Origin of the sequence: Novosphingobium kunmingense (assembly GCF_002813245.1) — a bacterium.
Lineage (GTDB): Bacteria > Pseudomonadota > Alphaproteobacteria > Sphingomonadales > Sphingomonadaceae > Novosphingobium > Novosphingobium kunmingense.
Genome location: NZ_PHUF01000006.1, coordinates 119,238 through 133,364, shown reverse-complemented (window position 1 = coordinate 133,364; position 14,127 = coordinate 119,238). Strand labels below are relative to the sequence as shown.

At 62.0% G+C, this 14,127-nt stretch carries 11 protein-coding genes; all 11 read right to left on the bottom strand.

Annotated features, from left to right (window positions below; all coding sequences use genetic code 11):
- Positions 1-243: 243 nt before the first annotated feature.
- From B0I00_RS15295 to B0I00_RS15245, 11 genes are read right to left on the bottom strand one after another with little or no spacing between them, the layout of a single operon-like run.
- Complete coding sequence (locus tag B0I00_RS15295; protein WP_100868286.1) at positions 244-2,955, bottom strand: TonB-dependent receptor; 2,712 nt, start codon at positions 2,953-2,955, stop codon at positions 244-246.
- A gap of 55 nt (positions 2,956-3,010) precedes the next feature.
- Entirely contained in the window at positions 3,011-3,985 is a 975-nt protein-coding gene (locus tag B0I00_RS15290; RefSeq protein ID WP_100868285.1) for an alpha/beta fold hydrolase, read from the bottom strand.
- 21 nt (positions 3,986-4,006) lie between these two features.
- Positions 4,007-5,614, bottom strand: a complete 1,608-nt coding sequence (locus tag B0I00_RS15285) for a flavin-containing monooxygenase (protein ID WP_100868284.1) — start codon at positions 5,612-5,614, stop codon at positions 4,007-4,009.
- Positions 5,611-7,224 (bottom strand): acyl-CoA synthetase, encoded by a 1,614-nt coding sequence (locus B0I00_RS15280; RefSeq protein WP_100868283.1) that lies wholly within the window; start codon positions 7,222-7,224, stop codon positions 5,611-5,613. Before B0I00_RS15280 ends, B0I00_RS15285 begins: the two co-directional genes overlap by 4 nt.
- Positions 7,225-7,245: 21 nt before the next feature.
- Positions 7,246-8,340 carry an acyl-CoA dehydrogenase family protein gene (locus B0I00_RS15275; RefSeq protein WP_100868282.1) on the bottom strand — a complete coding sequence of 365 codons (1,095 nt, stop codon included), beginning with the start codon at positions 8,338-8,340 and terminating at the stop codon, positions 7,246-7,248.
- Positions 8,340-9,563, bottom strand: coding sequence for an acyl-CoA dehydrogenase family protein (locus B0I00_RS15270; RefSeq protein ID WP_100868281.1), 1,224 nt, complete (start codon positions 9,561-9,563; stop codon positions 8,340-8,342). The genes B0I00_RS15275 and B0I00_RS15270 overlap by 1 nt, the downstream gene beginning before the upstream one ends.
- 14 nt (positions 9,564-9,577) lie before the next feature.
- Positions 9,578-10,024 (bottom strand): Zn-ribbon domain-containing OB-fold protein, encoded by a 447-nt coding sequence (locus tag B0I00_RS15265; RefSeq protein WP_232730300.1) that lies wholly within the window; start codon positions 10,022-10,024, stop codon positions 9,578-9,580.
- Positions 10,024-11,196, bottom strand: coding sequence for a thiolase C-terminal domain-containing protein (locus B0I00_RS15260; RefSeq protein WP_100868279.1), 1,173 nt, complete (start codon positions 11,194-11,196; stop codon positions 10,024-10,026). Before B0I00_RS15260 ends, B0I00_RS15265 begins: the two co-directional genes overlap by 1 nt.
- Positions 11,193-11,990: a ubiquinone biosynthesis protein COQ4 gene (locus tag B0I00_RS15255; RefSeq protein WP_232730299.1), complete on the bottom strand. Its 798-nt coding sequence runs from the start codon at positions 11,988-11,990 to the stop codon at positions 11,193-11,195. The genes B0I00_RS15260 and B0I00_RS15255 overlap by 4 nt, the downstream gene beginning before the upstream one ends.
- A 15-nt stretch (positions 11,991-12,005) precedes the next feature.
- A complete protein-coding gene (locus tag B0I00_RS15250) occupies positions 12,006-13,145 on the bottom strand; it encodes an NAD(P)H-dependent flavin oxidoreductase (RefSeq protein WP_100868278.1) in 1,140 nt (379 codons plus the stop codon).
- 22 nt (positions 13,146-13,167) lie between these two features.
- On the bottom strand, positions 13,168-13,935 hold the full coding sequence (locus tag B0I00_RS15245; protein ID WP_269800246.1) for a FadR/GntR family transcriptional regulator: 768 nt from the start codon (positions 13,933-13,935) through the stop codon (positions 13,168-13,170).
- Positions 13,936-14,127 lie beyond the last annotated feature (192 nt).

The following is a 14,127-nucleotide window of genomic DNA, read 5'->3' as shown; positions in this document are numbered from 1 at the left end:
ACTCTAACCCGGTCCCTGAACGACCGGCGATTTCGCGATCCGTCCCCTTCCGCCCGGACCGGGGTGGCCACCCCGGTCCGGGCAATCCAGCATGACCCAAACGGATGGAAATGTCATAAGACAAGCGTGATCTTGTTTGAGTGGATCCCCAATCGATTCACTCAAACAAGATCACGCTCTAATAGCGCGAAGAACAAGGAAGCTTCCGGGACGCAATTAAGCATCCCGGAAGCTGAGGGCTAATCAGAACTTGCCGCGCAAAGTGACACCGTAGGTGCGTGGCTCGGCGAGGAATGACGAGAAGAGCTGCTTTCCGCCTGGGAACTGCGGGTAGACATAGCTGGCAGAGCTTCCGCCCGCCTGATAGGGCGTGTTAAAAGTGACTTGCGTGTAATCCTGGTTGAACAGATTCTGGACCCAGAATTCCACTCCCCAATGATCGTCCGGCCCGCGCAACCCGACGCGTCCGTTGACGACCAAGAAGCTGTCTTGCCGTTTTTGCGGATAGAGGTCTGAACCCGTATTGTAGTCGGAGCTGAGCCGGGCATCGACGTAAAACAGCGCATGCAATCCCGAATTGCCGATTTTGGGTGTCCAGGAGGCCGAACTGGTGACCACCCACGGTGCGGAATTCGAGATCTGCTTGCCGGGCAGCATGCGCAATGCCGGGTCAAGCGGAGCACCTTGGCTGTTTCCGACCAGGTTGTCGCGGTATTTTGTGCTGGCGTAAGTGACACCAAGGTTAACGGTCAGATTCCGCGCAGGGCGGAGGGATCCCTCGATCTCCACGCCCTGGCTGAGGACACCATAGCCAACATCGCCGGAAGCACAGGAGCCAGTAGCTGGATCAGCGTCCCTGTCCGCACCGCCCAAGCTCGATTTGCAACCGTTGACCGTTTGCACGATGTATACCGCGCCGGCGAAGGTGTTCAACTGGAAGTTGCTGAACTCCTGCCGAAATCCTGTCACGGACAAGCTCAATTCCCGTGAGCTGTACTTCAGGCCCACTTCATAGGCTTTGACATATTCCGGATCGAACATCAGGTTGTGAACATAGGCCTGCGCACCGCCACCTGCCGCAAATGGCATGATTGGCGACTTAAGGGCAGATCGATCGAGATTGAATCCACCCGCCTTGTATCCCTTTGAATAGTTGGCATAGATCATTATCTCTGGGCGGACCTGATAGGAGAGGCCCACCGTATAGGTGAATTCACTTTCACTGCGCTTGCCGTTGATCGAGACCCCGTTCACCTCGGATGTCGAGTTCCCCTGGCAGCCCAGGCTGAGGAGCGATCCGGCTAGCGTGCGAACCGTGGCGTTGGCGCTGGAAAGATCATCGATCAAGGTTCCCTGCAGTGCCGGACAAATCGTGTTGTTGTTGCCAAAGGTGGCGTCGAGGCTCTTGTCTTCCCACGTGTAACGCGCGCCAAGCGTCAACTTCAATCCATCGGCAAGTGTGATGATGTTGTGCGTGAACATCGCATAATTCTTGGAATGCTGGTGGTACGAATCCATTGTCGTACCGACGTTGCTGATCGAATCGAGGCGATCAAAGCCATTGATAATGTCGGCGCCGAAACTTCCCACGACAGTCCGGCCGGTTGCACTGAGGCAACCGGTGCTTGCAGGATCGTAGAAGCCCGCGAGGCCTCCGCCCGAAACGATCCGGCAGGCGGCGAAGCGTCCGTATTGGCTGCCAAAGCGCAGCGCATCGTCGACATTCAGCTTTTCGTCCGCGAAATAACCCCCAACCAGCCAATCCAGCTTATCGTTGAATGCAGAACCCTGAAGGCGCAATTCCTGGGTGAAGGTCTTGAACTGCCGGAAAGAGCCAGGCGCCCTGTAAAGCAGATCAACCGTGGAAAAATCGCTATCACCTTCCTGTTCGCTCTTGAACTCGCGATAGCCCGTGACGGAGGTGAGTTTTGCTCCGCCGAAATCGTGATTGACCTCAAGCGAAACGCCACCATCGTTGATGGTCCCGCCCATCGGATGGGCGGGGGATGTCCAGATCTTTCGGCTGAACGGATCGCCGAATGCCTGGGACTGTTGGCCGAGATCGAGCAGAACCTTGACGATGTTGTTCTGTGTAGGATCGTTGAGGCCCCCGATCAGCGGATTGAAGGCCGCATCGATATATGCTGCGCCGCAACATGCTTCTTCGCGGTGCGTGTAATCGCCGATCAACCTGACGCTGGTTGCATCCGTCGGTTCGAACAGAAATTGCCCGCGCACAAAATAGCGATCACGGTTGTTAACTGTCGTTCCTGTGTTCACATCGTCATAAAAGCCGTCGCGCTTGGCGTATACGCCCTCAATCTTTGCCGCGAGTGTATCGGTCAAAGGGCCGGTTATCGAACCAGCCAGGCGCCAATAATCATAATTGCCATAGCTGGCCTCGGCGTTCGCTCCGAAGGTGAAGGATGGCTTCTTGCTGATCACATGAATCAAGCCAGCCGACGCATTCCGGCCAAACAGTGTGCCCTGCGGTCCGCGCAGCACTTCGATCCGCTCGACCTCGCCAAGTTCCGACAAGGCCACGCCGGACCGAGACCGGTATACGCCATCAATGAATACCGCGACCGAACTTTCAAGGCCCGGATTGTCCCCGACTGTCCCCACGCCGCGAACGCGCGCCGAGCCGTTAGCTTCGGTTCCTGTCGAAGAGACCATCAAGGAAGGTGCGAGCTGGCCAAGTTGCCGAATATCGCTTGCGCCGGAATTCTGCAGCGATTGAGCATTAACGGCGGTAACAGCCAGCGGAACCTTGGAGAGGGTTTCCGAACGGCGGGTTGCGGTGACCACGATTTCTCCACCTGCCGCTTGCTGGTCTACCTGCTCGGTCTCATTTGCCCCATCCGCGGTTTGCTGGGCCAGAGCGGGACCCGCTATCGCCAATAGACTGCATGATCCCGACAACGCGATCAAACGAAAACCATTAGATCTCAACATATAATCCTCCTCATTTTTTTAGAATCTTGAACTCACGTTGATTTCTATCTGCCGATCAACCGGGCGGCCAAAGCCAGCATCCAAGCACCGACCGGATCGCGGCGACAAATGCCAAGGGCTGATCCAGCATCAAATGGTGCCGTGCGTCGGGTATCGCGATGATCGGGATATCCAATCCCCCTAACTCCCGAACAAAATCCTGGGAGTCACGCGTGAACAGCAGACTTTCCTTGCCGTGGACGATCGCCTTTCGCCCCGGTGCCGAAACCAGTTTCGGTCCGATCGTGAGCCAGTCGGTGCGCGCATTGTCGCGATTGAACACCGCAGGCGAGAACTTCCAGCTCCAACCTCCTTCGACCCGGCGCATGGAATGATAGGCCATATAGTCCATCAGGAAAGGCTCCCCGACTTGCTGCGGTGGCGAGAGCTTGTAGCGGCTGCGGGCAGTCGCAAAGTCCGGGTAGATGCGCTGGGGCTTGTCCGGATTCCCTGAACCCGGACTGGTGTGGCCGCTTGCCCAGAATGCTTCGAGCATGGCGGGGCGCAGGGTCATCATGTCGCAGATGGCTGCACCGGCAAAGCCGCCGGGCAACTGCTCAAGCGCTTCCAGCGCGACGCTGGCACCGAAGCTGTGCGCGACAATCGCCGGTTTCCGGTCAGCATCGAACAGGCCCAGCGCCCGCGCCACCCCGATCATTTCCCGGCCGCGCGCGGCCATGTCGCAATCCTCGCGCACCGCGCTGTCGCCCATCGCAGACAGATCGTAGGCCACAACATCGTAATCGTTCGCAAGGAATGGCGCGATGAAGGCAAAGCAGCGGGCGTGGGCGAGAAAGCCATGCGTCATCAGCACGGGTGGCTTCCCGCGCTGTCCCCACCGGAAATAGTGGATCCCCGTGCCATCAACCTCAACGAAGCCTTCCTCGCGCGGAACGGCAAGCGCATCGACAAACCAGCGGGGCAGTTCTTCAGGGTTCGGTGCCCATTCCGGGTCGATATCGCCAAGACCGTTCGTTATGTCACTCGACAAGGTATTTTCCGATCAGAAAGTTCAGGAAGCCAGCCTGAAGCCGCGATAGCCATTCGCGGCAACGTCGGCACAGATCTGGGCATAGGTTGATACGCTCGGGAAGTTGATCAGCTGGCGCTTCTTGCCCGGAATATTGTCGCCCATGTACCAGGACCTGGCTTTGGGAAAGAGCGTCATCGCGCCGATTTGTTCGACCATGCCGGTCCATTCGCGCTCCGCTGCCGGATCGGGCTCGAACCGTGTGATCCCCTCACTCCTCAAGTGAACCAGGAAATCCGTCGTCCAGTCGCCCTGCAGTTCGGCGGCGGTCGGACCATTGGAAAAGCCGGATGGGCTCAGCGGGCCGTAGTGGAACAGCATATTGGGGAACCCGGAAACGGAATTGCCCAGATAGGCGTGGACCCCGTCCTTCCACGCCTCACCCAGGTTAAAGCCTTCGGTACCGCGCAGATTCATGTCGATCAGCCCCCCGCTGCCGGCATCGAACCCCGTGGCGAATACGATGATGTCGCATTCGATCAGGCCGCTTGCGGTCTCGATACCGCTGGGGACCACACGCTCGATCGGATCGCGCTTGAGATCGACCAGCGACACATTGTCCTGTGCGAATATCTCGTAATAGTTCTGTTCGAGCGAGGGTCGTTTCGTGCCGAAGGGATGCGGCGGTTCCATCGGCGCCAATGCCTCGTGAAGCGAGGGATCGGCAATCCGCGCGCGGACCTTCTCGCGCCAGAAATCGTAGGCGAAGCGGTTGGCCCGTTCGTCGGTCAGCAGGTCGGAGAAATTGTTGTACCAGAACCGCAGACCGCCGGCTCGCCATAGACGTTCAAAGGTTGCGGTGCGCTCTGATGCATCGACATCGTGTGCGCTGATTTCCATTCGATCGGCGTCGAAGCCGCCGTTCGAGGTCTGCCGCGCCGCGAACTTGGCGGGGTAGCCGGGCTTTTCCTGCGCTTGCTGCTCAAGGCTCAGCGGCTGCTGATGCATCGGCAGAGCCAGGATCGGGGTGCGCTGGAACAGGGTCAGCTCCGCGGCGTCGCGCGCGGCTTCCTGCGCCACCTGCACGCCGCTCGCCCCGGTGCCGATGATCGCCACCCGCTTCCCGGCAAACGGAAGGCCGCCCTGAGGCCAATGCGCGGTGTGGTGCCGTTCACCCGCAAACGTCTCCAGGCCGGCAATGTCCGGAGTATAGGATTTGGCGGCAAAACCGGCACAAGGCAGCAGGAAGCGGGCGCTGATCTGCTCGCCTTGCGCCGTATCGACACGCCAGACATCGCTTTCGGCATCGAAGCGGGCACAGGACACCCGCGTCCCCATGGCCATGTCGGGCCAGAGCTCCAGCTTGTCGCACACGTAGCGGAAATATCGTCGCAGCTCTCCGCCGCCAGGGAAGCGTTCGCTCCAGGTCCAGTCCTGCCACAACTCGGGCAGCGAGAATTCGTAGATCGGGACGTGCGAATCGACCCGCGCGCCAGGATAACAGTTCCAGTACCAGATGCCGCCGGGTTCGGCGGCGGCGTCGATCAACCTTGTGCGAAACCCGGCCTGACGCAGCCGGTGGAGCAGATAGATTCCGCTGAATCCCGCACCGATGATCAGTGCGTCGCAGTCTGGATCGAGTGCGCTCATTGGGCGGCGCTCAGCTTGGCGGCAAGGTCTGCCGCGCCCTTGTAGTCGGCCTTGCCGTTGGGCGCACGCAACGCCATCGCGGTAGCGAACACGGTCTTGGGGGTCTTGTAGCCCGCCAATTTGCTGCGGACATGCTCCTTGACGGCCGGTTCATCGAGCGTTTCGCCCGCTGCGAGGTGAACCACTGCGGTCACCGCCTGCCCCCATTTCTCGTCGGCCACCCCGACAACCAGCGCATCCTCGATGGCCGGATGGGTCTTGAGCACTTCCTCGACCTCTTCGGGATAGACCTTTTCGCCTGCGGTGTTGATGCAGACGCTGCCCCGTCCGAGCAGGGTCAGGCTGCCATCGGCCTCGACCGTGCACCAGTCTCCGGGAATCGAATAGCGGACCCCGCCGATGGTCTTGAAGGTTCGCGCCGATTTTTCAGGATCCTTGTAATAGGCGAGCGGGATCGGTCCCTTGAGCGCGATGAATCCAGGTGTGCCGCTGCCCGGAAGCACCAGCTGGTCGTTCTCGTCGAACACGTCGCACATGCTGCCGATGGTGAACTTGGCGGTTTCCGTAGTCCCCGCAGCCGTGGTCACCGAGCGGCCGAAACCAAGTCCTTCCGAAGCGCCGAAGCTGTCCATCAGGGCCACTTGCGGAATATGCCCGATCAAGCCCTGCTTAACCTCCTTGCTCCACATCACCCCCGACGAGACGATGGTAATCAGGCTGGAAGTATCGAAACCGCCAGGGGCATCATCGAGGGCTTTGAGCATCGGTTTGGCGAAGGCATCGCCGACGATCGCGATCGACTGCACCTTGTTGCGTTCGACCGCTTCCCACAACTCGACCGCATCGAGCGAGGGATTGTCCAGCGTGACGAGGCAGCCGCCAGATGCAAGGGTGCCGATCGCGGTGATGAACCCGGTCCCGTGCATCATCGGGCAGGCAGGCAGGGTCATCCGACCCGGGCCTTCAGCGCGGATCATGGCGACGGCTTTGTCGAGGCTGTCCGGCACAGGGGCGAGCAGGCGCTGCGCATCGAGCTGGGCTTCGCGCATATCGGTGTGGTGCCAGACCACACCCTTGGGCATGCCGGTGGTCCCGCCGGTGTAGATGAACAGCTCGTCGTGCGGTGACCGTTCGATCCCCAATGGCGAACCATCACCCGCTGTTGCCAGGTCCTCGTACGCAAGCGCGAAGGGTGCCTTGGCCGCGCGGTCGCCGATTTCGACGAAGACCTTGGCCTTGGTCAGCCTGTCCTTCAGTTCGACTATGCAATCGCGGAATTCGGCGCTGTAGAAAATGGCCTCGCTGTCGGAATCGTCGAAGATGTAGAACACTTCCTCGGGGCGATAGCGATAGTTGATGTTCACATGGGTGAACCGACCCTTGAAGCAAGCCGCCATCAGTTCGCCGTATTCAGGGCGGTTGCGCATGTAGAACGCCACCTTGGCCCCTGACGAAATGCCGTGCGCGGCCAGGGCGCGGGCAATGTTGTTCGAACGCGCACCCATCTCCGCCCAGGTGATGACGCGCTTGCCGTGGATCAGCGCCGGCGTATCGGGCGGAAGCGCTGGCTCGATTGCATCGAGGATGTCCCCGAGATTCCACTGCGTCATTCGAACCATCCTCTCGCTTTGTCAGGCCGCAACTGCGATCCAGCCCTGCAGCCTCGCCGCCTCTTCCCGGACCGTTTCGGGTCCGCCCAGTACCTGCCGGTCGAAACCGATCCGCTTGAACCAGTAATGCAGCCCTAACAGGTCGGTAAAGCCCATGCCGCCGTGCACCTCGGTCGCGGTGCGGGCGACAAACCGGCCTACTTCGCCGGTGTGCGACTTGGCATGACAGGCGACCAGTTCCGCTTCGGCTGGGACCGCGTCAAACGCATGGGCCGCATACCACACCAGCGACCGGCACGGCTCGTTCTTCGCGGCCATTTCAGCGCACATGTGCTTGACCGCCTGGAAGCTGCCGATCACCCGCCCGAACTGTTCGCGCTGCCCGGCATAGGCAACCGCCTGGGCGATCATCGCATCCGCCGCACCCAGGCTGTCCGCCGCGAGCAGGATGCGGCCTGCGGCAATCAGTCGCCGCGCCGCCGCACCGCCGTCGTCGGCCAAGGCTTCCGCCGGGGTCGAAGCAAGCCGCAGTTCGCCGACCGAGCGCGTCGCGTCGATCGTCTTCAGGGCAATCAGCTCCAACCCGTCTGCCTGTGCCGAAACGATGTGCAGCCGTCCCGCTTCGTCGGCGATCATGAAGTGATCGGCCTCCTCGCAATCGAGCACGAACAGCGCCGTGCCAGTCAGCGCGCCGCCGCTGCAACGCACGCCCGAACCATCGCGGCGGGAGACCTGCTCATGCACCCCGACGCCGAAACGCACCTCGCCAGCTGCAATGCGCGGCAACCATTGGGCCTGCTGCGCCTCGGATCCGGCCGCGATCAGCGCGAGCGGCGCCATCACGTTGCGAGCGGTGAACGGCACCGGCGCCACCGCTTCCCCCAGCGCCGTGGCAACGATCGTCGCATCGAGCAGTCCCATGCCAAGGCCGCCATGGGCCTCCGGCACCACCAGCCCGGGTAGCCCCAATTCGGCCAGCGCGGCCTGGCTTTGCGCGCTAACCGCGCTGCCGCCTTCGGCCACTTGCCTGACATGATCGAGCGGAGAGAGTTCGCGCAGCAGCCGCGTAACGCTTTCCGCCAGCATCTGCTGTTCCTGCGAAAGTCCGAAATCCATCACTGCCCTCCTTGCGCGGACGGGCCTTTGGGCAGGTCCAGGCGCGGCTCGCGCGGCATGTTGAGGCCGCGCTCCGAAATGATGTTCTTCTGGATCTGGGCGGTTCCGCCGCCGATGATCAGGCCAAGCTGGAACATGTAGTTCCATTGCCAGCTTCCGTTTTCGCGCTCATGGGCGCTGCCGTTGTACAGGATTCCCAATTCGCCCAGCGCGTCGATCGCCAAAGCGGAAATCTGGTGGGCCAACTCGCAGGCCTGGAGCTTGACGATCAGCTTGGCCATGCCGCCCGGCTCGCCCTTGATCTGGTTCGATAGGATCCGCATCCCGTTGTACTTCATCGCCGCGACTTCGGCCTGGAGCGCCACCAACCGGTCGCGAAGGGCCGGAAGGTCGATCACCCGTGCACCGCCGACCTGTTCCACCGTCATCAGTTCGATCAGCGCGAGCAGCCGGTTCTCCAGCGCGTCGGGATCGCCCAGCATCCCGCGTTCGTGCCCCAGGGTGGCGTTGGCGACGAACCAGCCTTGCCCGCGCTGTCCGACGATCTGATCGACCGGCACGCGCACATCGGTGAAGAAGGTTTCGTTGAATTCGGCATGGCCGGTCATGGTTCTGAGCGGGCGGACTTCGATCCCCGGCGTGGTCATCGGGAAGATCAGATAGCTGATCCCCTGGTGCTTGGCTGCGTCCCCTTCGGTCCGCACCAGGCAGAAGATCATGTCCGCTTCCTTGGCGGTGCTGGTCCAGATCTTCTGGCCGTTGATGACGAAGTCGCCGCCTTCAACCCGGGCGCTGGTCTTGAGACTGGCGAGGTCCGATCCCGATCCGGGTTCGGAATAGCCCTGGCACCACACCACATCGCCGGCCAAAGTCGGTTCGATCCAGCGCCGCTTCTGCTCTTCGGTGCCAAGTTCGAGCAAGGTCGGCACCAGCATCGAAATGCCCTGGTTGGCAAGGCCCCCCGGCACACCGGCGCGCGCAAACTCCTCGGCGATGATCCGGGACTTGAGAATGTCGGGCTCGGCCCCGAACCCGCCGTATTCGCGCGGAATGGTGCGCGCGGTGTAGCCGTGCTCGATCAGCAGCTTCTGCCAGGCCACGCCTTCCTTGGAGGGGCGGGCCGCACGACCGGCATTCTTTGGCGCGAGATGGCGATTGACGGCGATGAAGCCGCGCACCTCTTCGCGGAACGTCTCATACTCGGGGCCATAACTCAGGTCCATTGCACAGCGTCCTTTCAGGCCGGTCGGAAGACGGGCAGGCGGAAGTCATCGCCGATGGTTTCGAACGCGACCGTCACCGGCAGGTCGAGCCGGACAGCGTCGATCGGGCAATCGATTAAACGGGTGGCCATGCGGACTCCCTCGTCGAGCTCGACCACTGCGGCGACATAGGGAATGTCCGCCGCGAAGGCGGTGTGCAGCGCCTGATGCACCACGGTCCAGGAAAACACCTTGCCCTTGCCCGAGCTTTGTTCCCACGCAAAGTCAGGCGAGCCGCAACGCGCGCACATGTAACGCGGCAAGTGCCGCCACGAACCGCAACCCCCGCATTTCTGGAAGTAAAGGTGCCCATCCTGGCATCGCTTCCAGAATTCCTGCTCGACCGGGTCCTGCGGGCGGGGCTGCGGCTTGGCCGGCGCAGCGGCGGCGGCGCGCGCCTTGGGAGAAATATCTTCGTCCATCAGCCAAACCTCCGCAGGATGGCAATACTGCCGTCACCCAGATCGCCCCAGCCGGTGACCAGCCCGGTCTGCGCCCCTTCGACCTGCCGCTCGCCGCAATCGTGCCGCAGCTGGCGCACCGCTTCGACCACGTGGTTGAGCCCCCAGACGTGGGCTTCGCTGAGCAGGCCGCCGTGCGTGTTGAGCGGAAAGTTCCCGCCCAGCTCGATCTGGCCATCTTTGACGAATTCGAGCGCGCCGCCCGGCTCGCAATAGCCCATCGCCTCAAGCTGGAGCAGCACCACGTAGGTAAAGCAATCGTAGACCTGGAGGAAATCCATGTCGCTACGCGACACTCCGGCCATCTCGAAAGCCTTGGGCGCGGCATAGGACAGGCCGATCTTGAACGGTTCGGGCCGGGACGGAATATCATCGGCGGGATAGGGATGCCCTTCGGCAGCGCCCGCAATCGTCACCGGAACGTGCCGCAGGTCGCGCGCGCGATCGAGCCGCGAGACCACCACCGCACAGGCCCCGTCGGTTTCGAGACAGCAATCGTAAAGCCGGAACGGTTCCGAAATCCACCGCGCCGCATGATAGGTCTCCCGGTCCAGCGGCTTGCCATAGGTGAACGCCTTGGGGTTGAGCTGGGCGTGCTTGCGGCAGGCCAGGGCAATGGCCGCGGTGGCTTCCGGCCCCACCCCGTAAAGCTGCGAATGCCGCATCGCCAGCCAGGCGTACATCTGCACCGGCAGGAACACGCCGTAGGGAATGTAATAGCCCTGGATGGTATTGGTCAGGGTGTTCATGTTCATCGACCGGGTCGGGGGCGCGCCCGGTTTGGGCCGCAGCGCCGAAAAGCCGTTCCACCCCAGCGTGACCAGCACGTGGTCGCACAGCCCCGCAGATATCGCCATCGCCGCATTCTGCAGCGCGGTGGTCGGGCTGGCGCCGCCCATGTGCACCGTCGCCGCATAGCGCAGCACGTCGATCCCGAGATTGGCGGCCAGTTCCTCGCTCGTGGTATAGATCGGCGGCGGCACCATGCCGTCGATGTCCGAAGGCTTGAGCCCGGCATCGGCAATCGCCTTGCGCGACGCTTCGAGCATCATGTCGACGGCGGTGCGTTCGGTTCCCTTGACGAAATCAGTCTCGCCAACCCCGGTGATGGCTGTCTTATCGGAAAAGGTCATGCGGGTTCCAGGTCTCTTTGTCGTTGCATGGCGAGTTCGCGGCGGATCTGGAATTCGACCTCGATCCGCTTGGCCTCGGGTTCGGCCCATCGGTATCGCGGCGCGGGAGCCAAATTGAGCGACGCGCGAACCTCTTCGAGCGGACGATCAAGCAATTCTTCCCACTGGATCTCGGGAAAGTTCTTGGCCGCACGCCCGCGCCGCCAAGCCTCGATCATCGGGCCCAGTACCGGTAGTCCGGGATGCTCACGTCTTGATTTGAACAGTCCGAGCAGCAACAGGAAGGAGATGCCGTGGTTGTGGAACTGGGCGTTGCCCAAGGTCAGCACACAAATTTCGCCCAGCCCATCACGCCCGTAACCGGTGACAACGTGATAGAGATCGTGCGAATCCCTCATCCGGTTGCGGAACAGGGCGACATCGGGATCGACAAAGGTCCGGACACCACCCTCTTCGCTCGCCTCAACCAGGCCGTCAGCGCTCAGGCCTTCGCCATAGACAAAGGCCAGATATTGCTGTCCCAGGCTTCCCTTCGGACACCGTGCCAGCCGTTCGCGGTCGCGCAGGTGATCGAGCAGATTGCTACGTCTGGTCAGGATGCGCCTCCCGCCTTCGGATCCCGCAAACCGCCTGAAATGACGATAATAGCTGTTTCCAGCCAAGGCCTCGACAATCCTGAATACCTGTGCGGTATCTTCCTTGTCGCGGAGTAGAATCTTTATCGCCGAAAGCGCTTCTCCTGGGCGGATGCGGCGCTTCAGCTCCTGTCCCTTCATCTTCGCCTCGCGTGCCATTACGATGCGGCCTCCTCACCCAAATCGCTTGGCTCCGGCCAAGGCCTTTTCGGCGTCGGCGACCAGATCGCGCATCACCGCGGCTGCGGGGCGAACCGACTTGATCAAACCGATGCCCTGTCCGGCAAAACCGGGGAGCACATCCATCCGCTTGTCGCGGATCGCCGCCGCCATGACCGGGCCGGCAATCATCGACTGGTAGGGCATGGGGAGCGGTTCCTTGCCCGCTTCGATCCAGGCATTGGCCCATTTGTTGGCGATCATCCGGGCTGGCTTGCCGGTGATCGAGCGACTGACCACCGTGTCGCCGTCACCGCCCTCGGCAATGGCCTGCTTCTGGAAATCCTCGATTCCGGCTTCTTCGGTCGCAAGGAAGGCCGTTCCCACCCACGCACCCTCGGCGCCGAGCATGAAGGCCGCCGCCACTCCGCGCCCGTCGCTGATGCCGCCGGCACCCAGCACAGGGACCCGATCGCCAACGGCGTCGACCACCTGCGGGATCAGTGAAATCGTCCCGATCGGCGAATTGTGGCCGCCGCCATCGTGGCCCTGGGCGACGATCATGTCGATCCCGGACTCGACCACCTGCAAGGCGTGTTTGACCTTGCCCACCACTGCCATCACGATCGTGCCATTAGCGTGCAGGCGGTCCATCCACGGACCGGGATTGCCCAGTCCCGCTGCATAGACGGGCACCTTTTCCTCGATAACCACCTCCATCTGCGCTTCAAAGAACTCCTTCGAGAACATCGGGGGACCACCTTCGCTTTCCGCCCCGGCAGCGGCGCGCATCGCTGCGGCGGAATCGACTTCGCCCAGTCCTTCACGGGCCATGAAATCGCGGGCGAACTGTTGGTATTCGCCAAAAACCGCCATAGGATCGGCAGGGGCTACCCCGGTTTCCGGTGCCTTGCCCCGGCGGACAGAAGCGGGCAGCAAGGTATCGACGCCGAACGGCTTGTCGGTTAGCGCGCGGGTCTCGCGAATCCAGCTGCGCAGGCGTTCGGGCGAGCACGCTGCCGCGCCCAGCACTCCCAGCCCGCCGGCGTTGGAAACCGCCGCAGCCAGTCTCGGCACGCTGGCACCGCCCATGCCGGCCAGCAGGATCGGATGCTCGATCTTGAGCATTCCGCAAATTCGACTGTTCAGTGCCATTGTCCTCTCCAGAAGTGCTGGTTTAGCCTGGGTCTCCCCATCTGACCTTTTGGGAAACGAGTTCCGGACTGCGGGCAGCCAGATATTCCGACGATCCCTTGACCAGCCGCTCCATGTGACGGCGGGCACCATCGGCATCGCGCAGGCGCACCGCGTTGAGCACGCGCGCCAGGCAACGCAGCTGGTTGGCCCGTTCCTGCGCGGAATAACCCAATTCCACGGCGAGATCGCGAGTCAGCAAATGCAGTGCCGATGTGAGCAATCCGAACGTCGGATTGCCGCTGGCCCAGCCCAGCAAATCGTGAAAGCGGCGGTTGGTTTCCTCGAAGGCGGCGGTTTCGCGGTCACGCTCGAGCTGGGCGTAGCAATCGTCCAGTGCGGCGAGATCGGCGTTGGTTGCCCGCACCGCCGCCCTTGCCGCCATATCGGGCGCGATCGCTTCGCGCAGTTCGAGCAGAGCCCGCAGATCGGTATCCATGAATTGCAGGATGAGCGACAGCGAGCTGGCAAAATCGCGCGTCTGCGGCCGCGACACAACCGGTCCGCCACCGCGGCCCAGTTGCAGCTGGATCACCCCCTGCAGCTCAAGAAATCGAAGCGCCTCGCGCAAGGTTGCGCGCGCCACTTCGTAACGCGCCAGCATATCCTCCTCTTGCGGGAGGCGGTCTCCGGCCTCACGGGCGTTGAGTTGGATATCGGACACGATGGCCTGCGCGACCTGCAAGGCGCGTTTCGCCTTGTTTGCGGGCACAGCGTTGTCGTCCGGAGATCGATGGGGAACAGAAGCCATAAAAACGTATAAGCATTAATCGATCACCGTGTCTAGCATCTCCTGTAGAAGAACGTCGGCGCTATGGGGCCCGCAGAAAACGCGGCATTTCGGTAATTGCAGGCGAGGCCGACCAGGCGCCTCCCCGAAATGGCGGATTAAAGCTGATAATCTTTATTGACAGAATGACCCTTTCAGCCCTAGGTGACGCCA